The following is a 25688-nucleotide window of genomic DNA, read 5'->3' as shown; positions in this document are numbered from 1 at the left end:
GCGAGTACGGCGAGCAATCGACATACCCTCGGCCGATTAGAGCAACATCACTGTGTTTCAAAATCAATATCTGTTGGCGGCACCAAATTACTTATCCGACCCCAGACCATGCCGTGGATCGCCAGCCGCATATTCGCAGACCAATAGCTTCTTTTAATAACGGAAATCTGTAGCAGAGCTTCGTGTGCTTCGCGGTGGGCATTGAGCACTTCGATCCACTGCTTACGCCCAACCTTGAACTGTCGCAAAAAACTATCTACCAGCTGAACCGAAGACTCGGCCGCTTCTACTTGAGCACTAAACTGCTGCAAACTAACTTCGCGCTCGGCGTAGGCCGTCGAGATAATATCGCCGACATCGCGACGTGCAAACGCCAAATCCTGAAAAGCGCCACGCAGACGATGCTCAGCAGCCTGATAGCTTGATACACCGCGCAAACCGCTGCCGGTGTTATATTGCAAAACTAACTGGGTGGAAGAATCTGGGGTGAAATCACCAGCAGACTGATCCAGCTGATTGCTGTATTGCAGGCTGACAGTTGGGAATAATGCCGCCTTGGAGGCTTTGACTCTGGCGCGCTGAATTTCGATATCTGCCAGCACCGCCTGCCCCGCAGGGTGTGCAGTAAAGTTAAGTTGCTGCCTAGCAAGCCCTACCTCAGCGTCTGTCAAACGGTAAGAACCGCCGGGCCAGTGCAGTTCGTCGAAAGGAATGTGTAATAGCGAGGACAGGTGTAATCGATTCGTCAGCAGTGTTGACTTGCTGGCAGCAAAGCCGGCCTTGGCCTGACTGAGACGAGAAACCGCGGTTTGTATATCAATCATTGGCGATGCGCCCATATCCGCCCGGCGCTTGATCGCGTTAAGCAGGCCCTCTAAGCTCGCCATGTAACGCCCCCAAAGGCGCCCCTGTTCTTCAGCCAACAAGACGCCGAGATAGGCCTCTGAGGTCTCAACAGCAAGATCCAAACGCACTTGATTTAAGCTGGCAATCGCTGCCTTTTGCAAGCCCCTCGACTCACTTACTTGAGCAGTCGTTAGCCCGCCATCCCAAATTGGCTGGACAAGATTTACCTGCGTACTGGAGGCATCATTACTGGCCTCGGTCGAGGTCACCGACAAATAGGGGTAGTAGCCTGTTTTTGCACCGTTAAGATCGTAATCTGTTGCTTCCAGTTCAGTTAGCGCCTTAATCACTTTGGGGTGATCCTGCCAGACAACTGATAGCGCTTCTTCAAAGGTGAGAGTGTCGCCCAGCCCGCTGCGCACGCCCTGAACCCGTATTCCGTCATCTAAACCGCCCAGCGATATATCTGGCTCTGACGACCCATCGGGCGCGGTGTCAGTGAGCCCAGCGGCCTCAGTTATCGCGTCCGCACCGACAATGTCTGAATAATAGTAGGTGGATTTTGTGTTTTCTATACCAGAGACCGGCGCGGGCAACGCTTCTTGTGAGGCTGAATTTGGACGAACTAGCTCGCTTTGTATCAACCCGTCTCGATCGATATTTGCATCCCGGGTAGTAGAGCACGCAGCCAGAATAAGGACGCTGAGAATTAGGGAGGTCTTGCTGATTGATGCGCCTCGGCCATTGATCATTGCCAAAATATTCAATGCGAACTTCCCTTTTTTATGCAACACAAAAGTGCCCTTATAACGTGGGGAGAAACACCATAACCATAAAGAGTAGGCTTGATACTTTGCGCTATTGACCAAGGACTAACTTAAATGAATTAGCTTGAAAATAAAGCCGCGGATGATAGCAGACACACTATATGCAGGCAAGGAACCACTATTTAACAGGGCAAAAGGCTATATCGAAGAATTAAAGAATGAGTGTCACCGCGCCTACCAAGGCTAATGCCTTTTTTCTTGCTTCTTTTATATCTATTCCCCGAGCCAAGCCCACGCCCATGCGGCGCTTACCGCTCACTTCTGGCTTACCGAATAAGCGCAGCTGGGTATCTGGCGCTTCAAGGGCAAACTCCAAATTGCCAAAGGTGAGTTGCTTAGATTCACCTTCCACCAAAATAACTGCGGAAGCGGACGGACCGATTTGATGAATATTGGGGATGGGTAAACCCAGAATAGCGCGGACATGAAGTGCGAATTCTGAGAGGTCTTGGGAGATCAAAGTGACCAGACCGGTATCATGCGGCCGCGGCGAGACTTCACTAAAGATAACCTCATCGCCTTTAACAAACAGCTCAACACCAAATAGACCCCAGCCGCCCAGCGCGGTGGTGACTTGTTCGGCAATTTCTTTTGAACGCTGCAGGGCTTTTTCAGACATAAGCTGTGGCTGCCAAGATTCCTGATAGTCGCCGTCTTTTTGCAAATGGCCAATAGGCGCGCAGTAACTGGTGTCGGTGTCTTCATGCGCGCCGCGATGGCGAATAGTTAAGAGGGTGATCTCGTAATCGAAATCTACAAAGCCTTCAACAATAACTCGGCCCGCACCGGCGCGACCGCCTTCTTGTGAGTAACTCCACGCCGCATCAACATCAATTAAGCGCTTTACTAAACTTTGACCTTTGCCTGAAGAACTCATAACCGGCTTGATAACGCAGGGCAAACCGATTTCGGCAATGGCGATATCAAACTCTTCTTTGCTGTCTGCAAAGCGGTAGCTAGAGGTCGGTAATTCCAGCGTTTCTGCGACTAGACGACGAATACCTTCACGGTTCATGGTGAGCTGCGCTGCGCGTGCGGTTGGCACCACATTGAAGCCTTCGCGCTCTAGCTCCACTAGAGTGTCTGTGGCGATGGCTTCTATTTCTGGCACGATATAATCAGGCTTTTCCAATTCGATCACCCGGCGTAATTCGGCGCCGTCTAACATCGAAAAGGTGTAACTGCGATCTGCCACTTGCATGGCCGGCGCGTTCTCGTAGCGGTCGCAGGCAATCACTTCTACCCCTAGGCGCTGTAATTCAATCGCGACTTCTTTACCCAACTCACCTGCGCCGCAAAGTAAAACCTTGCATGCTTTGCTGCTAAATGGCGTGCCTAAAGTAATCATACTATTCCTCTTAACATTCGATGACGCCGCGCTTCAGCAGCCCTCGCGAAAAAGATCTGGGATTAAGTTAATACAAAGCACAACTGCAAAATTAAAAATGCGTAAACGCCGGCCAATACATCGTCGATCATAATACCGAAGCCACCGTGTACTTTGGCGTCTAATACTCGAATCGGCCAGGGCTTCCAGATATCAAATAGGCGAAATAAACCAAAGCCTAAAGCGACCCAGAAAATATTGGGCGGAACTAAAAACAAGGCGATCCACACGCCGACAAATTCGTCCCAGACAATGCCGCCGTGATCGTGCACACCTAGGGCTTTTGCGGTTTCGCCACAAAAATAGACCCCCGCTGCAAACGCTAATAGCAGCGCAATAATGTAGTTGGCTGGTGACAAGTGCTGAAGCAAAAACCAAAACGGCAGCGCCGCTAGAGTACCAAAGGTTCCCGGCGCCTTTGTGGCCAAGCCGCTCCCAAAGCCTATCGAAAGTAGATGTATGGGATTTTTTAATAGTGAAACTGGAATTTTTGTCGCCATAATTTAAGGAGCCGAGTTTTAAAAATGTTGGTAACCAGTAGCGGGTGTATATATTTTATTTTGCGCATCTATGCAGCGCAATCCATGACCCGCCTCAATATAACCGATCTCGCTTAAAGCCAAACCTAAACTAACACTTAACAGTGCCACATCTGCACAACGCGATGCCGGCACCGTGAAACAAAGTTCGTAGTCATCACCGCCGCTTAGTGCAGCGTCAAGTGCGGAGCCATGATTAAGCAGCGCCGCCGACAAGGGCAGGTCTTGCATGCGCACAACGCCGGCAACACCACTGGCCTTCAAAATATGCCCTAAGTCTGCCGCTAAACCATCGGAAATGTCGATAGCGGCAGTGGCAAGATTACGCAAGTTCTGGCCCAAGACCAAACGCGGTACTGGCGCGTGGTAGCGCGCTAAAAGATCAGCTTGATCTGCCTGCAGCTCGGCAGGCTCGGTATTTAAAAATGCCAAGGCCGCACTGGCGTCACCTAGGCTACCAGACACGAAAATGACATCTCCCACTTGAGCGCCATTTCGCAATAGAGCTTGGCCAGCAGGGGCCGAACCCATTACCTGCAAACTTAAACACAGGGGGCCGCGGGTCGTGTCTCCACCCACTAAGACCATGCCAAATTCGGCAGCGGCGTCAGCTAGCGATACCGAGAAAGCACCTAGCCAATCTTCATCAACAGCGGGCAGCGTTAGCGCCAAAGTAAAAGCCAGCGGTGATGCACCACTGGCGGCTAGATCACTGGCGCAGACCGCAAGTGCGCGACGGGCGAGTAATGCCGACGAATAATTAACAGGGAAATGAACCGACTCGACCAAAGTGTCTACCGACAGCAGCAGCTCGTGGCCAACAGGTAGGGATAACACCGCGCAGTCATCGCCAATACCACAGCGAACTGCATCGGTGCTGGCGCCAATAATTTTACCGGCGCCCTCACCAAAGTAACGTTGAATTATGTCGAATTCTGATGCCGGCATAATAGCTGTATCCGCAGACTATTCTGCGTCGTCCGGCTTGTTAACTTTTGGGGATTTGCCTTTTTCTGCCGCCACTTCAACCGCGCGGCACTCCATTGCGACACGATCAAGTATGCCGTTCAAATAGCGATGGCCGTCGGTGGCACCAAAGCGCTTGCCAAGATTAATAGTTTCATTAATGGCAACTTTATAAGGTACATCAATACGGCGCAGTAATTCATAGGAGCCCATGCGCAGCAAGCACAATTCGATAGGATCTAGATCAGTCACTTTACGATCTAAGTGCTTATCAAAGAGCTCATGCAATACCGTTAACTGTGCGGGAATATTATGTACTAGGTCGTGAAAAAATTCTTTATCGACATGAGTCATATCGTAGTCAGTTTGGAACTGCGCTTCGATTTCGTTCAATGCCTGGCCGGCCATATGCCATTGATATAAAGCCTGCATTGCATAATGGCGCGCCTTGCGCCGGTCTGCCGCTAGCTGATTTCGGGATGGGTTCTGAAGACGATTTGCCACAAAATATTCTCATGCTTAGTGGATAAAACCACACTTAAAAAACCGTACTACCGCCTGAGGGCAGTACGAAACAATACTGAACTTGCGCTCAGCTTTCTAACAAAATTTATAACTGTTTGAGAAGGCTAACCATCTCAATAGCGGACATCGCCGCCTCTTCACCTTTATTACCTGCCTTGGTGCCTGCACGCTCTACCGCTTGCTCAATGGTATCTACGGTCAGCACACCAAATGCAACCGGCACACCGTGCTGCATAGTCACCTGCGCTAGCCCTTTGACACATTCGCCAGCAACATATTCGAAGTGCGGCGTACCGCCACGAATAACAGCGCCCAGCGCAATAATGGCGTCATAGTTTTTACTTTCTGCCACTTTTTGACATATCAGCGGAATTTCAAACGCACCCGGTGCACGCACAATAGTGATGTTATCGTCTGCCACACCGTGACGACGCAGCGTGTCTAGTGCACCGTCCAATAAACTTTCAACTACAAAGCTATTCCAGCGACCTACTACAATGGCGAATTTACCGGCTACCGCAACAAAATTACCTTCGATAGTTTTCATTTTTTATTTCCTTTCTCATTTACAGCCATCGACAGCGTCGACGACTCATAATATTCAATCAACTGTTGGCGACAACATTATCGGGACTGACAAATTCAACGACTTCTAAGTCAAACCCAGAAATTGCATTATATTTCACCGGCGCACCCATCAAGCGAATCTTGCCTATGCCAACATCACGCAGGATTTGTGAGCCTAGGCCGATATTAAAATACGTGGTTTTATACTGAATGCTATCACCCTGCAGCGGCGCCTTGGTGCCCTGAGCAATACCTAGTTCGGCCAAGATTGATTCTGGGGTTTCACGGTTTGCCAGTAACACCACTACCCCACCGTGTTTAGCGACAGTTTCTAAGCTGCGATGCATATTCCAGCCCGTGGTAGAACCCGGCGACTGCGTTTGCAAAAGGTCGCGCACCGACGAGCCCAAGTGCACCCGCACCAATGTTGGCGTGTCGGCACTGACGTCACCTTTTTGAACTGCAAAATGTATTTCACCCGCTACTGAATCTCTATAGGAGTGCAGGACAAAGTCGCCAAAATCAGTTGCAATTGTGCCGCTGCTAATTTTTTCTATGGTTTGCTCGTTTAACACCTGATAGTGAATCAGGTCAGCAATGGTACCCATTTTTAAATCGTGTTCTTCAGCAAAAATATCCAGATCTGCGCGGCGCGCCATGGTGCCGTCTTCGTTCATGATTTCGCAAATAACACCCGTCGCTTCAAAGCCCGCTAAGCGCGACAAATCACAGGCGGCCTCAGTGTGACCGGCGCGACTCAAAACCCCACCGGGCTCGGCCATCAGCGGGAAAATATGACCGGGCTGAACAATATCAGCTGCCACCGCATTGCGCGCCGCTGCGGTTCTTACTGTGTGGGAGCGATCGGCGGCAGAAATACCGGTGGTCACGCCGTGAGTAGCCTCTATAGAGAGGGTGAATTTGGTGCCAAAACCCGAGGCATTGCAATCTACCATCAGGGGCAGCGCAAGCTGCTTGCAGCGCTCGCGAGTCATTGGCATGCAAATCAAGCCGCGACCAAATTTGGCCATAAAATTAATGTCTTGTGGGCGCACACACTCAGCCGCCATCACCAGATCGCCCTCGTTCTCGCGATCTTCATCGTCCATTAAAATAACCATCTTACCCAGACGGATATCCTGAATGAGATCTTCTATTTTGCTCATTGCCATGCTGTCTTGCCTTTTTCGTAGCGCTAAATGAGCCGCTAGAATTAGAAATATTTGACGCGTTTATGTCCGCGTTGTCAAAAACCCATTGTCGGCCAAACTGGCCATTGAAACTCCGCGTCCCGCAGGCTTGTCTGCCTGCAATAATCGTTCAAGATAACGCGCGATCACATCGACTTCTAAATTAAGTTCTGCATCTACACGGTAGTACTGAATAATAGTTTCCGCTGCAGTGTGCGGCACAATATTTAATTCAAATACGTTGCCGGTGGCCTTATTCACGGTCAGGCTAACACCATCCACGCAGATCGAGCCCTTGGTCGCAATATAATGCGAAATATTAGCCGGTACCCCGATGCTCAGCCGAATAGAGCGCGCATCCTTGCTACAACTTAACACGCGCCCTACGCCATCAACATGACCACTAACAATATGGCCGTCGAAACGGCTGCTCGCCGACATCGCCCGCTCTAGGTTTACCGCTTGACCGATCTCAATTGTGGCGAACGTACTCAGCGATAGGGTTTCGTTTGACACGTCGGCCCAAAAACCATCGCCCACGATGGCAACCACCGTTAAGCACACGCCATTGGTGGCAATGCTGTCGCCGAGCTTGACGTCGACCATCGGCAGGCTAGCGCTGCTAATTCGCAGGCGCATATCGCCACCGCACATTTCAGTGGCGGCGATAGTACCGCGCGCTTCTATAACGCCAGTGAACATTTACGGCAGCTCTAAAAGGTTAGGAACGCGACACTGTATTCGCCAATCTTTACCGACAGCGCGAATATCTACGATGTCGATGGCCTGCTGCTCTGACATCGCCGTCATCGGCCAATCTATTAATGGACGACCGCTGCTGCCCATTAAACACGGCGCCATATACAAAAACCATTCATCAACCAGGCCCGCTCGCAGCGCGGCACCGGCTAAGACCGCGCCCGCCTCTAGCAACACTTCATTGCAGTTGCGCGCAGCCAAATACTTCATCACTGCAGGCAACGAGACTTTGCCGAGCCCGTCATCGTCAATAACAATAATAGTTGCCCCCGCCGCAATCAGTGGCTTGTGACGTTTAATATTTGTCACCCGCGTGGCAATCACCAGCTCGCCGCCGGTCGCAAACAGGGTTGCCGTTGGCGGTGTGCGCAGGGCGGAATCGACAATCACGCGCAGTGGTTGGCGCCATGGCTCTGTTGACGTTAGTGCCGCCGGGTCATCTGCTAAAAAGCCTTGTGGCCGAACTGTGAGCGCGGCGTCGTCATGCAAAATGGTTTCTATGCCACTCAGAATCGCGCAGCTTTGAGCCCGCAATTTTTGCACATCGGCTCTCGCCTCGGGACCGGTGATCCACTGACTTTCGCCGGAAGCCATTGCCGTTCTGCCATCAATGCTACTGGCCGACTTTAAACGCAACCACGGCAAACCACCGCGCATACGGCGCATAAAACCAACATTTAATGCCTCTGCCTGCACCTTCATCAATCCGACATCGACCTGAATGCCGGCTTGCTGCAAACGTGCAATACCGCGACCGGCAACCAGTGGATTAGGATCTTCAGAGGCGACTACAACGCGGCTTACGCCGGCGTTGATTAAGGTGTCTGCACAGGGCGGCGTGCGCCCTTGATGACTACAGGGTTCAAGGGTGACATAGACGGTGGACGCGCGGGTATCACTTAGCTGTGCCAAGGCATTCACCTCGGCATGACCGTCGCCTGCGCGCTGATGCCAACCTTGGGCAATGATCTTGCCGTCACGGCAAATCACACAGCCCACGCGAGGGTTGGGGCTGGTGGAATAACGACCGCGCGCGGCCAATTGCAAGGCCGCCGCCATCATCTGCCGATCAACATCACTAAAGGTCACGACTACTCACTAAGCTCTGCACGCGGCTCTGCAGATAGCCGGTCAATTTCAGCACGAAACTCGTCTAAATCTTGGAAGCTGCGATAGACCGAGGCAAAGCGAACATAGGCGACATGATCTAAAGCTTTTAATGCCTCCATAACTTGCTCACCAACGTCGCGACTATCAATTTCGCGCTCGCCAGTGGCCTGTAAGCGACGCTTGATACCGCTAACTTCAGCTTCGATATGTTCAACGCTAACCGGCCGTTTTTCCAGTGCTTTTAAAACACCTGAGCGCAGCTTTACCTCGTCAAACGGTTCGCGTGAGCCATCACTTTTGATAATTTTAGGCATTAACAGCTCTGCGCTCTCATAGGTTGTAAAGCGCTCGGCGCACGACAGACATTCGCGACGACGACGAACCTGACCACCTTCAGCTACTAGCCGGGAGTCGATAACTTTAGTATCGTCAAAACTGCAAAACGGACAACGCATGATTTGGCCTCAAGGGCTGGGGACTCGGTCGAAGTCTAGCACACGCGCTTTTAAACTCGATATTCCAGCACGCGATTTCTCGCTTTAAAAAAGGGCGGCGCACAGCGCCGCCCCTCGACCATCTTTCCTTAGGCGTAAACGGGGAAGCGCTTACAGACCTCTAATACTTTGACTTTCACTTCGTCAATCTTGGCAGTGGCATCGCCAGCTTCCAAGGCTTCCAAAATGTCGCACATCCAGTTAGCCAGCTCAACACACTCGGCTTCTTTAAAGCCACGGGTGGTTACCGCAGGCGTACCAATACGCAGGCCACTGGTAATAAACGGCGAGCGGGGATCATTGGGTACGGCGTTTTTATTAACGGTAATATTCGCCGCGCCCAGCGCTGCATCAGCATCTTTACCGGTATACGACTTGCCAATCAGATCAACTAGCATTAGGTGGTTTTCAGTACCGCCAGAGACGATATTAATACCGCGCTCGATAAATCTCTTAGCCATGGCTTTAGCATTGACGATAACCTGCTTCTGGTAAACCACATACTCAGGCGACATGGCTTCTTTAAAGCTCACAGCCTTAGCCGCAATCACGTGCATCAGCGGGCCGCCCTGGCCACCGGGGAATACCGCCGAGTTAAGTTTTTTCTCGATGGCTTCATTGGCCTTGGCCAAAATCAAACCGCCACGGGGGCCCCGCAAGGTTTTGTGGGTGGTGGTGGTAACCACGTCGGCATATTTAATGGGATTTGGGTACACGCCTGCAGCAACCAAGCCCGCAACGTGGGCCATGTCGACCAATAAGTAAGCGCCGACCATGTCGGCGATTTCACGAAATTTAGCCCAGTCGACAATACCGGAATAAGCAGAGAAACCTGCCACGATCATTTTGGGCTTATGCTCTAGCGCCAAAGCTTCAATTTGGGCGTAGTCGATTTCACCGGTTTCGTTATTCAAACCGTATTGAACAGCGTTGTAGGTCTTGCCCGAAAAGTTCGGCTTGGCGCCGTGGGTCAAGTGACCGCCGGCATCTAGGCTCATACCGAGCACAGTTTCACCTGGCAACATCAGCGCCTGATACACCGCGCTATTGGCCTGTGAGCCAGAGTGTGGCTGAACGTTGGCGTAATCTGCACCAAACAGGGCTTTTGCACGGTCGATAGCCAGTGTTTCGGCCTTGTCGACGAATTCGCAACCACCGTAATAACGCTTGCCGGGATAACCTTCAGCGTATTTATTGGTGAGCACTGTTCCCTGCGCCTGCATAACGGCCGGGCTGGTGTAGTTTTCAGATGCGATTAACTCGATATGCTCTTCTTGACGCACTTCTTCTTCTTGAATCGCAGACCAGATTTCTTCGTCGAAACCGGCAATTGTCATCTCTTTGCTAAACATCACTACCCCCGAGGCATACACAGGCTTTGAAAAGCCGCGCATTGTACAATAAATGCGCGCATTCGGCACCGTTTAATGCCATTCGCGCATACTCAAACGTTAATTTTTGATGAGCCGAGCTTCAACTCGACAAAACATTGCGCAATAGCGCCACTTTCGGTACCTTTTCGCCTATTTAATTGTCGCCGAGTCTCGGCGACTTAGTGCTTTGTCAGGAGTCAGCATGGCGCAATTCGTCTTTACCATGAACCGTGTAAGCAAGGTTGTCCCGCCCAAGCGCGAAATTCTGCACGATATTTCATTGTCTTTCTTCCCCGGCGCCAAAATTGGTGTACTCGGCCTAAACGGGTCTGGGAAATCTACCCTGCTAAAAATAATGGCGGGCTTGGACACCGAATTTAACGGCGAAGCTCGGCCCCAGCCTGGCACTAAAATAGGTTACCTCTCGCAGGAGCCACCTTTAGATGACAGCAAGGATGTGCGCGGCAACGTCGAAGAAGGTGTGGCTGAGGCTATAAATGCACTCGCCGAACTTGATAAGGTTTACGCAGATTATGCCGAGCCGGATGCGGATTTTGACGCATTGGCCAAACGCCAAGCGGCGCTAGAAGACATCATTCAGGCCACCGACGCCCACAATCTCGACCACAAACTGGAAGTGGCCGCCGACGCACTGCGCCTGCCACCCTGGGATGCCGCCGTATCCACCCTGTCTGGCGGTGAACGCCGCCGCGTCGCACTATGCCAATTACTGCTCTCCAACCCCGACATGCTGTTATTGGACGAGCCCACCAACCATTTGGACGCCGAGTCAGTGCACTGGCTAGAGCGCTTCTTATGTGATTTTCCCGGCACAGTGGTCGCTATTACGCATGACCGCTATTTCCTCGACAATGCGGCTGGCTGGATTTTGGAATTAGACCGCGGTCGCGGCATTCCATACGAAGGCAATTACTCTGACTGGCTTGAAGCCAAAGATGCGCGCTTAGCGCAGGAGTCAAAATCTGACGCCTCGCGGAAAAAGACCATCGCGGCAGAATTAGAGTGGGTACGCAGCAACGCCAAAGGTCGCCAAAGCAAGAGCAAGGCGCGCCTAGCTCGCTTTGAAGAAATGAATTCTCAGGAGTTCCAAAGCCGCAGCGAAACCAATGAAATTTATATTCCACCCGGACCGCGTCTTGGCGATAAGGTCATAGAGGTTAACGGCGTTAGCAAAAGTTATGGTGACCGCCTGCTGATCGACGATCTGAGCTTGTCGATTCCTCAAGGCGCCATCGTCGGTATTATCGGCGGCAACGGTGCGGGTAAATCGACCTTGCTGCGCATGATTACCGGCAGAGAATCTCCAGATAGCGGCACCATCGACCTTGGCGAAACAGTCAAACTGGTTTCGGTCGAGCAGATGCGCGACGGCCTCGACGACAAGAAAACTGTATGGGAGGCGGTATCTGAAGGCCAAGATATGTTGCGCATAGGCAGCTACGAAGTACCTTCACGAGCCTATCTCGGTCGCTTTAACTTTAAGGGCAGCGACCAGCAAAAACGAGTCGGTGAGCTATCCGGTGGTGAGCGTGGCCGCCTGCATTTAGCATGCACACTCAAGGAAGGCGGCAACGTATTGCTCCTCGATGAGCCCTCAAACGATTTGGACGTTGAAACCCTGCGCGCCTTAGAAGACGCGCTATTGGACTTTCCCGGTTGCGCGTTGGTGATATCCCATGATCGCTGGTTCCTCGACCGCATTGCGACTCATATTCTGGCCTACGAAGGCGATAGCGATATTGTGTTTTTTGAGGGTAATTACAGTGAATACCACGAAGATTTTGTGGCTCGTAAAGGTAAGAACGCGGGACCAAAGCGGGTAAAATATAAAAAGCTAAAATAATAAATTAGCCAATAAAAAGGCGGGAAGCACTAGGTGCCCCCGCCTTTTTTAATGCCTGAGATTTGCTTATTTCTGCAAGACGACAAGACCAAACTTATCCGGGTATTTAACGGTCTCTCCGCCCGCACAAAACTGCGAAAACCCATAACCACTTAGGTCATCTTGGCGACAACTGACAGCGGCAAATACTTCATTGCCAGGGCCACCGGCACCCAAGGCCAAGCCGGCACTTTGGCTTCGGCGGGTTCTCTTTCTATGGCTTTCACCAGCGCTTTACAACCGGTTTTCAAATCTACCCGCATAGGCGCTTTTTTCAAATCAGAGTTTATCGGGGTAAGGATAAAGCCCGGCAATATGCAGCTAGCCTTAATCGGCGTTCCCAATAAATCGGCGCGAATACCTTCGGTCATGGTGCGCAAGCCGGCCTTGGTAGCCGCATATATATTGATGGCGCGGGGCATACCGCGCACTGCGCTGATGGATGATATCGTTACTAGGTGACCGCTATTTTGAGCGCGGAAGATTTCCAAGGCCGCCTCACACTGGGCCAGCGCGCCGACAAAGTTGGTTTCTGCGGTCTTGCGATTAGCCTCAAAATAGCCGGTACCGAAGGACGCACCCCTGCCCATACCGGCGTTGACAATAACCCGATCGAGACTGCCAAGGTCTTCGCGAAAAGCGTTAAACACCTCAAAGACTTGCGGATAGTCACACACATCTAGTTCGCGAATAAACACCTTAATACTCGGGTTCGACGCCTCTAATTCAGCCTTTAAAGACTGCATTGGCTCTAAGCGCCTTGCACAAAGTGCTAGATTACAGCCCTTGGCTGCAAACTCGCGAGCCATGCCCTCACCTAGACCTGAGCTGGCACCGGTAATGAGTATATTTTTACGCATAAGAATTCCTGGAATAATAATTTAACGATAACTTAATAGCTCGCGATGGCGGCCATCAAAATGACTGTGTTCATTAATACTGGCTAATTTTATTCCCGCTGAACCGGCCAGCACTTTGGTATATCCGGCGTTGGCCAGCTGCCAACTCAACTCTGCGGTCTTGCTGTTACTTAAACCCAGCAAATCACGACACACTGCCGAGATCGCGCCGCCCGAGGTGAACACAAAGACATTCCCCTTGCGCCCCTCCGCCGCAGCCATCAATCCGCGCGCCACTCGCTGGCAAAACTCACTCCAAGATTCCGTATAGTCCTGATCATGACCACCATTAACCCAGCGCGTCATGGCTGCAGCAAAATGGCGCTGAAATCCGGCCCGAGGATTTTCTCCCGACATATCAGTCATTAACTCATCAGCTTTGCCAGGCAATACGGTATAGGCCTCTAGCAAACCAGTGTGATCGTATTCATTCCAGTCACTGTCTTCCAGCCACGAGACCGCCGTAGGCGCGAGTTTCAAAGCCTTTAGGCAGTGCTCTGCCGTTTGACGGTGACGCTTCATGCCGCCGCAAATGACGGTATCCGGGCTCACCCCTTGGGCGCCAAAGTACTCACCCAAGTGCTGCGACTGCTGGGCACCGAGCTCGGAAAGTTGATCGTAATCTGCTGCGGCAAATGACGCCTGACCGTGACGAATTAAATACAGGGCGGGCATTAGCGCTGCTCCCGAATAATTCGCTGACAGCGACGATCTAGATACCACACAATTAACCAGAAGTTTTTAAAGGCCGGATTGCTAGTCTGCTTATGGTAGTAGCGATAGTAAATTTGCTGAATGATGACCGCTAAGCGAAACAGACCAAAGACTTCATAGAAGCACCACTTGTCAGTGCTTAAGCCCATTTTGTCGCAATAATAACTTACCACTTCGTCACGGCTTAACATGCCCGGTAAGTGCGTGGGCTGGCGCCGGGTGCTGCGCAACAATTTATCATCATCGGCTTGCACCCAGTACGCCAAGGCACTGCCTAAGTCCATCAGCGGATCGCCAAGGGTTGCCATCTCCCAGTCTAGAATACCCAGCACCTCTGAGGGCTGCTCCGGATTAAGCACCACATTGTCGAAGCGGAAGTCATTGTGGATAACACAGCTGCGCACATCCTGCGGAGTGTTCTCAGCAAGCCACGCCATCACTTTTTTAAAGCTAGGCACATTCCAGGTTTTAGATTTTTGATAGCGGCCGCTCCAACCACCTACTTGGCGCTCGCAATACCCGTCGCCCTTGCCCAGTGATGCCAAGCCGGCGGCATCGTAATCGACTTGATGCAAGGCCACTAACTTATCAACCACCGACAAACACAAGTCGCGCGTTTGGCTGCTAGACAGCTCTAAACCCTTTGGCATATTGGCTCGGGGAATTAAGCCCTCAATGCGGCGCATGACATAAAAATCGCAGTCGATAACAGAAGAGTCATCGCAAAAGGCGAGCATCTCTGGCACAAAAGGGAAGACCGGCGCCAAGGCTGATTGCACCTTAAATTCCCGCCCCATATCGTGGGCAGATTTTGCCTTGGTGCCCCTGGGCGGTCGCCGCAAAATAAGATCGTGACTGGGGTATTCCAAACGGTAGGTCCAGTTAGAGGCCCCGCCACTGTATTGCGTTACTAGGGGCTCGCCAGACAAGCCATCAATGCGCGGTTTTAGCCATGCATCTACTGCTGCAATATCAAGCTCTTCTCCGCTGCGCACTTTACCCGCGACGTCGATCACTGACTTGTTCGCCATTTCGCACTCAGCTCCTGCGCCGTTTGGTCATCATTCGCGCGGTTTGTTTCAACATTCTGGCGCGATAGATTTTAAACGGCAGTAAGCGCTTCAAACGCCATATCGAACGACCTTCAGGATGAGGCAGAATATAGAATTCACCTTTCTCTATAGAGTTAAAAACGCGTCCGGCAATTTCTTCTGCGCCGAGCTTGGCCTTGTTTACCAAGCGCTGGGTTGCAGCTTGGCTGTCTGGGTCAGAGGCCCGCACCGACTCGGCGAGATTAGTTCTAAAGAAACTTGGACACACCACCGAGACTTTTATATTGTCGGGGTCTAGCTCCAAGGTCATGGTCTCAGACAGCGCCACGACCGCCGCTTTGGTAGCGCAGTAAGAGGCCATTTTGGGCGGATAAATCAAGCCCGCGAGCGAGGCGATATTAACGATATGGCCGCTGCCCTGTTCACGCATCAAGGTTGTGAACACTTTGCAGCCGCGCACAACGCCGAGCAGATTGATGTTTACAATCCACTCCCAGTCGTCCATAGAAAATTCGCCAATACCACCCGCAGATGCGACGCCGGCATTATTGATAACAACATCTACGCCGCCCCAATTACTCTGCAACCAATCTGCTGCGCTTTGCAGGGCGCTCTCATGAGTCACATCGCAATTTACATAATGCGCCGTACCTTTGGCTTTTAATTCGGCCAGTGCCTCTGCGCCGCGACCATCATCAACATCACCAATGCATACCGAGTATCCGGCATCTGCAAAGCGATTCGCTAGGGCGCGCCCTAAACCCGACGCACCACCGGTGATAAAAACTCGTTTAGACCCCATTGCTACCCTGCTCCCGCGCTATGTTTGTTGTAAGGCTTATTTCTACCAAATTAGCTAATTTTGCTATTTATATTTAGCTAATTCCCTTCGGGCAATTAAGCCGCGATGGACTTCATCTGGGCCATCGGCGAGGCGCAGCACTCGCGCCATAGCCAACATACCAGCCAGCGGCGTATCGTTTGATACCCCAGCGCCACCGTACATTTGAATAGCCGCATCAACCACGTCTTGCAATACATTCGGCGCTACGACTTTGATCGCTGAAATTTCAGTTAAAGCCGCCAGCGCGCCAACATTGTCTATTTTCCATGCCGCGTACAGTGTCAGCAGACGCGCCTGGTCGATGGCAATACGCAAATTAGCCAGCCGCTCTTGGTTGCCGCCCAATTTAATCAGCGGTTTACCAAAGGCAACTCGCGACATGCCGCGTTTAACCATCAGCTCTAGGGCTTTCTCTGCCGCGCCCAGCGCGCGCATGCAGTGATGTATTCTGCCGGGCCCAAGACGCCCTTGGGCAATTTCGAAACCGCGACCGGGACCCAGAATCATATTTGTTTTGGGAACCCGTACATTTTCAAACCAGACTTCGCCGTGACCCTCTGGCTCGTCATAGGCATTAAAGACCGACAACATGCGCTTTATAACTACGCCCGGGGTTTTGATGGGCACCAGTACCATTGAGTGCTGGCTGTGGCGCGCCGCTTCAGGGTTGCTCACTCCCATAAAAATACCGACTTCACAACGCGGATCGCCGACACCGGATGACCACCATTTTTTACCATTGAGGATGAGGTCGTCACCATCTTCAATAATGGAGGCCTCCATATTCGTTGCGTCTGAAGAAGCGACATCGGGCTCAGTCATAAAGAATACTGAGCGAATTTTGCCTTCTAACAAGGGTTCTAACCACCGCTGTTTATGCTCTTCACTGCCGTACTTCCACAACACTTCCATATTGCCGGTATCTGGCGCGCTGCAGTTAAAAATTTGCGCCGCTATATGCGATCGGCCCATTTCTTCTGCCAGGGGCGCGTATTCTAGGGTGGACAGGCCAGCACCGCGTTCGGCATCGTGCAAAAAGAAATTCCACAGGCCCAACTCCTTGGCCTCAGCCTTGAGCTCTTCAATTCTTGGATCAACTTTCCACTTTGTCCAATCCCCGCCATTGGTACTAGCGAGCATTGCCGGCAATAGTTCGGCTTCTAAGGGTTCTACGCGGTCTTTTATAAAGGCGCGGACTTGATCGATCAATTCTTGGCAACGCGGGCTATGGCTAAAATCCATGATTGGCTCTCCTGTAGTTATCCGGCTAAAGATAGCGCCCCACAATACATCAGTCTAATTTATTTTATAAATGAACTATAATCACGAGTATGAATGTATTGAATGGCTCTAGTGGTAATTTTGGCTATGGATTTAAACTTATTTAAAGTCTTTGACGCGGTCTACCGCGCCAGCTCTCTCACCGAGGCGGCTAAAGATCTGCACATTACACAACCCGCGGTGAGCAACGCTCTGTCACGACTGCGCGAGCACTTTGACGACCCGCTATTTGTGCGTCGTGGCCGCCGCATTGCACCAACCCCACTTGCTGATAGCATCGCCGCAGATATTGCCAACTCCCTAATGACCCTGCAAGAAAGCCTGCACAAAGGGCAAGAGTTCGACCCCAGCACCTCGAAGCGTCAGTTCATTGTCAGCATGGGCGATCCCATCGAGTTTGTGGCATTGCCCGATTTAATCTCCCTACTACAGCAGCACGCCCCAGCTATTACCCTGCAAAGTCAGCGCTTGGTGCGGGATCAGTTAAGCCGCCAACTGATCAGCGGCGAAGTGTCTATGGCGATAGATATTCCACAGCCGGTGGACAGCGGCATCCAACAGCAATTTTTATTTAGAGATAGTTTATGCGTGCTAATGCGCCAAGATCATCCACTGGCGAAGCAGCCTCTAAGTTTGAAACAGTATTTAAATGCAGGGCATATCACCGTGTCGGGACGCAGCCGCGGCACGGTATTAGAAGACGCCACCCTAAACCGCAAAGGATTAAATCGGCATATTATTTTACGCGGCCAAAGCTATTACTCGGCGAGCCATATTGCTGCCACATCTGATTTACTACTGACCCTGCCCCAGCATTTAGCCCAGCGCTTCCAACAATTTTTGCCGCTGCACATCATGCCGCTGCCCCTTAAAATTCCGGCACTAGAGATGATGATGTACTGGCATAGCAGCGCTAATAACGATGCCGCACATGAATGGCTGAGAGCGTGCATTCAAACGATTATTTCCCAAAACGGCAATAAGATAACCCGTTGAGAAAGCCCCAATCTAAGGGCATAAAAAAAGCCGCCCGCATCTATGCTGGACAGCTTTTACTTTACGCTAGTGACGCTTAGCTTAAGGGGTAATGCTCAGGATACGGTAATTGTGCCACACCGCTATCAATAGCAGCCTGAGCAACAGCAGCAGAAACTTGGCCTAATAGACGGCGATCAACCGGCTTGGGAATAATATAGTTCGGGCCAAAAATAAGCTCTTCCACGCCACAGGCATCGAGAACCACCTGCGGTACGTCTTCTTTTGCCAGTTCACGAATTGCATGAACTGCCGCAATTTTCATTTCCTCGTTAATCGCCGTTGAACGTACGTCTAAAGCACCACGGAAAATAAACGGAAAGCCCAATACATTATTAACCTGATTCGGGTAATCAGAACGACCGGTCGCCATGATTAAGTCATCGCGCACTGACAGGGCCAACTCCGGCTCAATTTCAGGGTCGGGATTTGAACACGCAAACACTATGGGTTTTGGCGCCATAGACAACAGCATTTCGGCGCTTAGCAAGTTGGGACCAGAAAGCCCGACGAACACATCCGCATCCTTAATCGCATCGCTCAAGGTCCGCGCATTGGTATCGTTTTGAAATTCTTCTTTGTATTTATTCAAGCCAGCGCGACCGGGATAAATTACACCACTACGATCGATCATATATATATTTTTGTAGGTCGCACCCAAGCTAACCAGCAATTTCATACAGGCAATGGCCGCAGAACCCGCGCCCAGACAAACAACTTTTGCCGTTTCAATATCTTTGCCCTGAATTTCCAAGGCATTCAACAAACCCGCCGCCGTCACTATGGCAGTGCCGTGCTGATCATCATGAAAAACAGGAATGGAACACTGCTCTTTCAAAACGCGCTCAATCTCAAAGCATTCTGGTGCTTTGATATCTTCTAAATTAATGCCGCCAAAGGTGATTGAAATACGCCTAACGGTATCGATAAATGACTGGCTGTCTTCGGCATCCACTTCGATATCAATCGAATCTATATCAGCAAAACGCTTAAAGAGCAGCGCCTTGCCTTCCATAACCGGTTTACTTGCCAGCGGACCGAGATCACCCAAGCCCAAAATCGCCGAGCCATTAGAAATTACCGCGACCAAATTACCCTTGCTGGTGTACTTATAGGCATTGATAGGGTCTCTTGCGATTTCACGCACAGGCTCCGCCACCCCTGGACTATATGCCAGCGACAGGTCGTACTGGGTTTCAGCCGGCTTGGTCAGCATAATGCCAATTTTGCCCGGCGTGGGGAGAGAGTGGTAATCCAGAGCCGCTTGCTTCACATCTTTGGACATTCTTTATTTCCCGATTTTCGCTTTTCACAGAAGGGTGCAAAAGCGGTTGTAAAAGTATCGTCGCCTACCATAGCAGGAGTGTGACAACGCTGCATTACAGCTAAATAAGAAGATTCGAGTATTCAGACAACATTTAGCCGCGCTGTAAAAAGCGCAGATACAGGGTCATGCCTTGCACTAGCGATCCAATAACGCGAAAGTATACTCGCCGCTATCGCGACATCCAATCTAGATGCCAAAAAACCAAAAGCTGTAGACAAAAATGCCCGGTCAAATTCTTAACCGGGCACTTTCTTTGCGTGGCTGCAATCGCAGACCACCAAGCACTAAGGCGATATTACGCTTTAGCGGTACCGCGGCTGCCGAAACGTTTGCGGAACTTATCAACACGGCCACCGGTATCTAGCATTTTCTGCTTACCAGTGTAGAACGGGTGACACGATGCACATACGTCAACGTGAAGTGCCTGACCGAGGGTAGAACGCGTTTCAAAGGCGTTACCGCAGCTGCACGTTACGTTGATAGCAACATAATTAGGATGGATATCTGCTTTCATGGGTCTTTCCTCAATGGTCGCCGCCACCCGATCTTTTGCCGGGCACCGCGCAGGGCTGACAAGCCTCAAAAATAGCTTGAATTTCAGGCGGCGAATATTAACAGAAATTGTTCAATAAGCAAGCACGCCGCGACCTAGGAAAAAATCGCTACTCTTACCCGCCCATTATTTCTTATACACTGTGACTCTTTACTGCATTGAAACCGCTCTGCCATGCCAAGATTTGTCACTGTTGCCGTCCCCTGCCCCCTGCGCCGAGGCTTCGACTATCTGTGGGCAGAGAGCTTAGGAAAGGAGCCCGCGATCGGTATGAGGGTGAGCATACCCTTCGGTCCACGACGCTTAGTGGGGGTGATTATTGCCACCGATTCAAGCAACGATATTCCTATTAATAAGATGAAAGTCGTACTGAGAGTGCTGGACGAAAAACCGACACTGCCCTTAGACCTTGTTCAGCTTGGGCAGTGGGCGGCCGACTACTATCACCACCCGGTTGGCGACTGCATTCAACAGATGCTGCCCGTCACCCTGCGCAAAGCCGAGCAAGCCAAAGAAAAACCAGCTCAATATTGGCAGTGCAGCGCGGAGATTAAGCAATTACCGCCGCTTTCGGCACGCGCGCACCAGCAGCGGAGTCTACTTGCTGTCATCCAGCAGTCGGGGCAGCTGTCCCGACGCCAGATCAAAGACTTAGGCTATAGCAATAATATTCTCAACCCCCTCATTAACGGCGGCTATCTGAACAAGGCGAATGCGCCAGTTGCCGACGGCAGTTATATGCATGCGGATAAGCCGATTTTAAATAGTGAGCAAGATGCGGCCGTTAACGCCATTTCCGCACGACTTGGCCACTTCGACCGGTTTTTACTCGATGGCGTAACCGGCAGCGGCAAAACGGAAGTTTACCTGCGGGCTATTGAATACTGCCTCGCGCGCGGCGAACAGGCACTGGTGCTTATTCCTGAAATTGGCCTCACACCGCAAACGCTACAGCGCTTTGAACAACGCTTTCCCGGCTGCGTCAGCACCCTGCACTCGGGGCTAAGTGACGGCGAGAGGTTTCAAAATTGGCGCAAAATCGAATCAGCCGAACATCAAATTTTGCTCGGCACTCGCTCGGCAGTTTTTACCCCTTTTAATAATTTGGGGCTAATCGTTGTCGATGAAGAGCACGATGCCTCTTACAAACAACAAGACGGCTGGCGCTATTCCGCCAGAGACATTGCCGTAAAACGCGGCTCCGATCATAACTGCCCCGTAGTCCTGGGCAGCGCCACGCCCAGCTTAGACAGCCTGCATAACGTCGCCCAAAATCGCTACCAATTATTGGAATTACGAGAGCGTGCCGGCGGTGCCAGCGCCCCCGCAATTCGCCTACTCGATATTCGCAATGAGTCACTAGATGAAGGCCTTAGCAAATCATTGCTAGACGCCACCACTCGCACAATAGCCGCCGGTAACCAAGCGCTTATCTTTTTAAACCGCAGGGGATTTTCGCCCCAGCTGCAATGCCATAGCTGCGGCTGGCTGGCAAATTGCAAAGCCTGCGATGCCAAAATGACGGTCCACTTTGGCCGCCGCGAACTCCGCTGCCACCATTGCGATGCTAGCGAAGCCCTGCCGACTATTTGCCCTCAGTGCCACCATCACCAACTTATCTACCAAGGCCCCGGCACCGAACGTCTTGAGCTTAGCTTGAAGCGGCATTTTCCAGAGGTGCCTGTTATTCGCATAGACCGCGACACCACCTCTGCCAAAGGCAGCATGCAATCACTGGTAGATGATATTCGCACCGGCAAGCCCTGTATTTTGGTGGGCACGCAAATGCTAGCCAAAGGCCACCACTTCCCCGATGTCACTTTGGTTGGCATTGTAGATATTGATGGCGGCTTATTTAGTGCCGACTTTCGCGGCCCAGAGCGAAGCGGGCAGCTACTCGTGCAAGTTGCCGGGCGCGCCGGGCGCGCAGATAAACTCGGTACCGTCTACATTCAAACCCACTGCCCTGAACATCCGGCGCTGCAAGCCTTAGTCAACGATGGCTATCAACCTTTTGCCCGCCAATTACTGGCCGAGCGCCAACTATTTTCACTGCCACCCATTAGCTTCAGTGCCGTGATCCGCGCAGATGCGACTTCTCTGGAGGGCGCCGAAGCGTTTTTAGAACGCCTTAGAGCCTCGCTAGCTCCGGGCGACACCGGCTGGAGTATCGTCGGCCCACTGCCGGCGCCGATGACCCGAAAAGCGGGTCGGTTTAGAGCCGCACTCATTTTGCAGGCCGAACGTCGCAGCGTGCTACACAGGCAGCTACATACCGCCTGTCATATTGGCGACCAATTAAGCAAACCGCAAAATCTGCGCTGGTCAGTCGACGTAGACCCTATCGATCTCTTTTAAAGCGCAATCAAAACCACTGCAAGCGCCCCCAGCACTGGCGGCGAGCTTCGTAAACGGTGATAATACGCGGCCTTGTTTTGACCAAAGAGCTGCTGCCACACGATGAAAGAGAAAGTCGCCCAATATATTGAACAGGCCCTGCAGACCTTGCGTGCGGCTCAGTCTTGGCCAGACGACTTGGTGGCATCCATTCAAATAGAGCACACCCGCGATAAAGCCCATGGCGATTTCGCCTGCAATGTCGCGATGACGCTGGCAAAACCATTAAAATCCAACCCCCGTGTGATCGCCCAGCAAATTGTTGAGGCACTGCCCGACAATAGCGATATCGTCAAAGTAGAAATCGCCGGCCCCGGATTTATTAATTTCTTCGTCACTGAAGAGAGTAACTTCCATGTTCTGCACGATATTTTCGAGCAGGGCGATAATTTTGGGCGCCAAGCATCGCGCGGCAAATCAGTACAAGTAGAATTTGTTTCGGCCAACCCCACCGGCCCACTCCACGTCGGCCACGGTCGCGGCGCGGCCTACGGCGCGAGTGTTGCCAATATGCTCGAAGCTGCAGGCTATGACGTCTGCCGCGAATACTATATCAATGACGCCGGTCGCCAAATGGACATTCTGGGCACCAGCGTATGGCTGCGTTACTTGCAGGCCTGCGGTGAAGCCATTACTTTCCCAAGCAATGGCTATCAGGGCGACTACATTGCCGATTACGGCCGCGACCTATTAGCCGAACATGGCAAAATTTTGCACCACAGCGCCGGCGATGCCCTTGCCAATGTCTGCGCGGACGGCCCCGACGGTGATAAAGAGAAGCACATTGACGGTTTTATCAAAAACGCCAAAGCCCTGCTCGGTGACAATTACAGCATTGTCTTTAACAAAGGCTTAAACGCTATTATCGGTGACATCCGCAGTGATCTCGCGGAGTTTGGCATTGAATTTCAAGAGTGGTTTTCTGAGCGCAGTCTTACTCAAGCGCCGGATCAAGTTGAACGCGCCATTAGCAAGCTGCAAGAAAACGGCTTTATTGAAGAGCGCAATGGCGCCCTGTGGTTTATGTCCACTCGCTTTGGCGACGACAAAGACCGCGTGGTAAAACGCGACAACGGCCAAACCACCTATTTCGCCTCTGACATCGCCTACCATCTGAATAAATTTGAGCGCGGCTTTGACACCGTGGTCAATATTTGGGGAGCGGATCATCACGGCTATATCGCCCGTGTAAAAGCTGCCTTGCAGGCCTTGAATATAGACCCTGACAGATTGGTCGTGCGGCTGGTTCAGTTCGTGTCGCTGTATCGCGGTGACCAGCAACTGCAAATGTCTACGCGTTCGGGCTCGTTTGTCACCCTGCGGGAATTGCGTGAGGACGTGGGTAATGACGCGGCGCGCTTCTTCTACATTATGCGTAAGGCCGACCAAGCAACCGACTTCGATTTAGAGCTGGCTAAGTCAGAAAGCAAAGACAATCCGGTTTATTATATTCAATATGCCCATGCGCGGGTTGCCAGCATTTTGCGCAAGCTAGAGGATCAGGGTGAAACCTGGACCGCTGAAACTGGGCTTAAGCAATTATCAGCACTCAGTCACGATGTTGAAAAAGATTTACTGGTTAAATTATCGCGCTATCAAGAAATACTAAAAAGTGCGGCTGAGCAATTTGAGCCCCACGCACTCGCGCACTACCTGCGAGAATTAGCGGGTGAATTCCACACCTATTACAATGCCCACAAGATGCTGGGTGAGGAAATCGCTGTACGAGATGCCCGGATTACGCTGGCTTGCGCCGTACAGCAGGTATTACGCAATGGATTGACACTGCTGGGGGTATCCTCCCCAGAGGAAATGTAAGGCATGGCAACACAGAAAAAGACCACCCGAGGCGCAACTCGCAGCCCCAGCCGGCAGGGGCTTCCCGCCTCTGTCCTGCTAGGCACTGGCTTTATCGCCGGTATTATTTGCTCGGTGCTGGTGTATTCCACCATCATCAGTAAACACCCTGAGCGCGAGGCTAAGTTGGCCGAGAGCAAAGCTGCTGCGGCAAAGGAAAAGGCCCAGCAAGACCGCAAAGATGTGACCTCCAATACCAAATTTGATTTTTTCACGGTGCTGCCCGAACGCGAAGTGATTGTGACCGACGAAGCACGCTCCGCGCCCAAACCTAAAAGCTCAGTAAAGCAAGCCGATAAGCCCCCAGTAGATCAGCCCGACATCAGCGGCGACCGCTACATCTTGCAGGCCGGCTCGTTTCGGCAAGGCGCCGATGCAGATCGCCGCCGAGCACAAATCCTGCTACTTGGCCTAGACGCTAAGGTGGAATCTGTAGAAGCCAACGGCGATCGCTGGCACCGTGTGTATGTCGGCCCCTTTCAATCCCACAACACCCTCACCGATGCACGTAGCAAACTCATCAACGAAAGCATTGATACCCTGGTTATTCGCCAGAAAAAATAGCGACTCCAATCCAGGCAAGGCGCCCTTGAAATAGTCAGGGGCGCCCCCACATCCCTGTAGGGATGAAATGTCACCGTCCCCTAAAAAATCCACCTTTTATTAATGATAAGGAGTCCCGCGTGGAACAGTTTCGCGGCACCACAATTCTCTCCGTTCGCCGTAACAATCACGTTGTCATCGGCGGCGACGGCCAAGTCACCATGGGCAATACGGTTATGAAGGGCAACGCCCGCAAAGTCCGCCGCCTTTATAAAGACCAAGTTCTAGCAGGGTTTGCCGGCGGCACTGCTGACGCATTTACGCTCTTTGAATTATTTGAAGCCCAGCTTGAAAAGCACTCCGGTAAATTAGTGCGAGCAGCCGTAGAACTCGCCAAAGCATGGCGTAGCGAACGCTCATTGCGCCAATTGGAAGCGCTGTTAATTGTCGCGGACAAAGAAACCACCCTCGTCATAAGCGGCAATGGTGACGTTATCGAACCAGAAGACAACCTGATTGCGATCGGCTCTGGCGGCTCCTTTGCCACTGCGGCGGCGCGCGCGCTGATGGACAACACCGAATTAAGTGCGGGTGATATTGTAGAAAAAGGCCTGACTATTGCCGGCGACATCTGCATTTATACCAACCACAGTCGCACCATCGAATCACTGGAATACTAGCGCCAAGGCGCCCTCGGAGT

At 51.8% G+C, this 25688-nt stretch carries 24 protein-coding genes; 6 read left to right on the top strand and 18 right to left on the bottom strand.

All coding sequences use genetic code 11. The features are described from left to right. Positions 1 to 47: 47 nt before the first annotated feature. From ACI955_RS09190 to glyA, 11 genes are all read right to left on the bottom strand, one after another. Complete coding sequence (locus tag ACI955_RS09190; RefSeq protein WP_415243446.1) at positions 48 to 1640, bottom strand: TolC family protein; 1593 nt, start codon at positions 1638 to 1640, stop codon at positions 48 to 50. 184 nt (positions 1641 to 1824) lie between these two features. Continuing rightward, a complete protein-coding gene (purT, locus tag ACI955_RS09185; protein ID WP_415243445.1) occupies positions 1825 to 3021 on the bottom strand; it encodes a formate-dependent phosphoribosylglycinamide formyltransferase in 1197 nt (398 codons plus the stop codon). Positions 3022 to 3083: 62 nt separating this feature from the next. After that, the gene (locus ACI955_RS09180) at positions 3084 to 3560 is read right to left on the bottom strand and encodes a phosphatidylglycerophosphatase A (protein ID WP_415243444.1); all 477 of its coding nucleotides are present in this window, start codon (positions 3558 to 3560) and stop codon (positions 3084 to 3086) included. 18 nt (positions 3561 to 3578) lie between these two features. Further along, positions 3579 to 4547, bottom strand: coding sequence for a thiamine-phosphate kinase (gene thiL, locus ACI955_RS09175; protein ID WP_415243443.1), 969 nt, complete (start codon positions 4545 to 4547; stop codon positions 3579 to 3581). 18 nt (positions 4548 to 4565) lie between these two features. After that, positions 4566 to 5069, bottom strand: a complete 504-nt coding sequence (nusB, locus tag ACI955_RS09170) for a transcription antitermination factor NusB (protein WP_415243442.1) — start codon at positions 5067 to 5069, stop codon at positions 4566 to 4568. Between the two features lie 106 nt (positions 5070 to 5175). After that, positions 5176 to 5637, bottom strand: coding sequence for a 6,7-dimethyl-8-ribityllumazine synthase (gene ribE / locus ACI955_RS09165; protein WP_415243441.1), 462 nt, complete (start codon positions 5635 to 5637; stop codon positions 5176 to 5178). 58 nt (positions 5638 to 5695) lie between these two features. Next, the gene (gene ribBA / locus ACI955_RS09160) at positions 5696 to 6829 is read right to left on the bottom strand and encodes a bifunctional 3,4-dihydroxy-2-butanone-4-phosphate synthase/GTP cyclohydrolase II (protein ID WP_415243440.1); all 1134 of its coding nucleotides are present in this window, start codon (positions 6827 to 6829) and stop codon (positions 5696 to 5698) included. 60 nt (positions 6830 to 6889) lie between these two features. Beyond that, complete coding sequence (locus ACI955_RS09155; RefSeq protein ID WP_415243439.1) at positions 6890 to 7549, bottom strand: riboflavin synthase; 660 nt, start codon at positions 7547 to 7549, stop codon at positions 6890 to 6892. Further along, positions 7550 to 8695, bottom strand: a complete 1146-nt coding sequence (gene ribD / locus ACI955_RS09150; protein ID WP_415243438.1) for a bifunctional diaminohydroxyphosphoribosylaminopyrimidine deaminase/5-amino-6-(5-phosphoribosylamino)uracil reductase RibD — start codon at positions 8693 to 8695, stop codon at positions 7550 to 7552. Between the two features lie 2 nt (positions 8696 to 8697). Continuing rightward, positions 8698 to 9171 (bottom strand): transcriptional regulator NrdR, encoded by a 474-nt coding sequence (gene nrdR / locus ACI955_RS09145; RefSeq protein ID WP_415243437.1) that lies wholly within the window; start codon positions 9169 to 9171, stop codon positions 8698 to 8700. Positions 9172 to 9299: 128 nt separating this feature from the next. Beyond that, positions 9300 to 10562 (bottom strand): serine hydroxymethyltransferase, encoded by a 1263-nt coding sequence (glyA, locus tag ACI955_RS09140; RefSeq protein ID WP_415243436.1) that lies wholly within the window; start codon positions 10560 to 10562, stop codon positions 9300 to 9302. Between the two features lie 223 nt (positions 10563 to 10785). Here glyA and ettA point away from each other — a divergent pair, with 223 nt between their 5' ends. Beyond that, positions 10786 to 12447: an energy-dependent translational throttle protein EttA gene (gene ettA / locus ACI955_RS09135; RefSeq protein ID WP_415243435.1), complete on the top strand. Its 1662-nt coding sequence runs from the start codon at positions 10786 to 10788 to the stop codon at positions 12445 to 12447. Positions 12448 to 12599: 152 nt separating this feature from the next. On the opposite strand, the gene ACI955_RS09130 is transcribed toward ettA, so the two are convergent. The 5 genes from ACI955_RS09130 to ACI955_RS09110 form a co-directional block, all read right to left on the bottom strand. Further along, entirely contained in the window at positions 12600 to 13346 is a 747-nt protein-coding gene (locus tag ACI955_RS09130) for an SDR family oxidoreductase (RefSeq protein ID WP_415243434.1), read from the bottom strand. Between the two features lie 21 nt (positions 13347 to 13367). Beyond that, positions 13368 to 14060, bottom strand: coding sequence for a histidine phosphatase family protein (locus ACI955_RS09125; RefSeq protein ID WP_415243433.1), 693 nt, complete (start codon positions 14058 to 14060; stop codon positions 13368 to 13370). Next, positions 14060 to 15130, bottom strand: a complete 1071-nt coding sequence (locus ACI955_RS09120; RefSeq protein ID WP_415243432.1) for a phosphotransferase family protein — start codon at positions 15128 to 15130, stop codon at positions 14060 to 14062. Before ACI955_RS09120 ends, ACI955_RS09125 begins: the two co-directional genes overlap by 1 nt. Positions 15131 to 15137: 7 nt before the next feature. After that, positions 15138 to 15953, bottom strand: a complete 816-nt coding sequence (locus tag ACI955_RS09115; RefSeq protein ID WP_415243431.1) for an SDR family oxidoreductase — start codon at positions 15951 to 15953, stop codon at positions 15138 to 15140. A 63-nt stretch (positions 15954 to 16016) separates the two neighbouring features. Further along, positions 16017 to 17237, bottom strand: coding sequence for an acyl-CoA dehydrogenase family protein (locus tag ACI955_RS09110; RefSeq protein WP_415243430.1), 1221 nt, complete (start codon positions 17235 to 17237; stop codon positions 16017 to 16019). A 102-nt stretch (positions 17238 to 17339) separates the two neighbouring features. Between ACI955_RS09110 and ACI955_RS09105 the strand changes: the two genes are divergently transcribed. Next, on the top strand, positions 17340 to 18272 hold the full coding sequence (locus ACI955_RS09105; protein WP_415243429.1) for a LysR family transcriptional regulator: 933 nt from the start codon (positions 17340 to 17342) through the stop codon (positions 18270 to 18272). 76 nt (positions 18273 to 18348) lie between these two features. Here the strand turns inward: ACI955_RS09105 and ACI955_RS09100 are convergent, their stop codons facing one another. Both ACI955_RS09100 and rpmE read right to left on the bottom strand, forming a co-directional pair. Next, positions 18349 to 19596 carry a malic enzyme-like NAD(P)-binding protein gene (locus ACI955_RS09100; RefSeq protein ID WP_415243428.1) on the bottom strand — a complete coding sequence of 416 codons (1248 nt, stop codon included), beginning with the start codon at positions 19594 to 19596 and terminating at the stop codon, positions 18349 to 18351. A gap of 337 nt (positions 19597 to 19933) precedes the next feature. Next, on the bottom strand, positions 19934 to 20152 hold the full coding sequence (rpmE, locus tag ACI955_RS09095) for a 50S ribosomal protein L31 (RefSeq protein WP_368374665.1): 219 nt from the start codon (positions 20150 to 20152) through the stop codon (positions 19934 to 19936). A gap of 213 nt (positions 20153 to 20365) precedes the next feature. Here rpmE and ACI955_RS09090 point away from each other — a divergent pair, with 213 nt between their 5' ends. The 4 genes from ACI955_RS09090 to hslV all read left to right on the top strand — a co-directional run bounded on the left by ACI955_RS09090 (position 20366) and on the right by hslV (position 25668). After that, positions 20366 to 22549 (top strand): primosomal protein N', encoded by a 2184-nt coding sequence (locus ACI955_RS09090; protein ID WP_415243427.1) that lies wholly within the window; start codon positions 20366 to 20368, stop codon positions 22547 to 22549. Between the two features lie 102 nt (positions 22550 to 22651). After that, positions 22652 to 24406: an arginine--tRNA ligase gene (argS, locus tag ACI955_RS09085; RefSeq protein WP_415243426.1), complete on the top strand. Its 1755-nt coding sequence runs from the start codon at positions 22652 to 22654 to the stop codon at positions 24404 to 24406. Positions 24407 to 24409: 3 nt separating this feature from the next. Next, positions 24410 to 25009, top strand: a complete 600-nt coding sequence (locus ACI955_RS09080) for an SPOR domain-containing protein (RefSeq protein ID WP_415243425.1) — start codon at positions 24410 to 24412, stop codon at positions 25007 to 25009. Between the two features lie 119 nt (positions 25010 to 25128). Beyond that, positions 25129 to 25668 (top strand): ATP-dependent protease subunit HslV, encoded by a 540-nt coding sequence (gene hslV, locus ACI955_RS09075; protein ID WP_368374661.1) that lies wholly within the window; start codon positions 25129 to 25131, stop codon positions 25666 to 25668. Positions 25669 to 25688 lie beyond the last annotated feature (20 nt).

The sequence above is a fragment of the Zhongshania sp. genome (assembly GCF_047636175.1).
Taxonomy (GTDB): domain Bacteria; phylum Pseudomonadota; class Gammaproteobacteria; order Pseudomonadales; family Spongiibacteraceae; genus Spongiibacter.
Note: the sequence above shows the minus strand (reverse complement) of the source record. Positions and strands in the feature narration are given on the sequence as shown.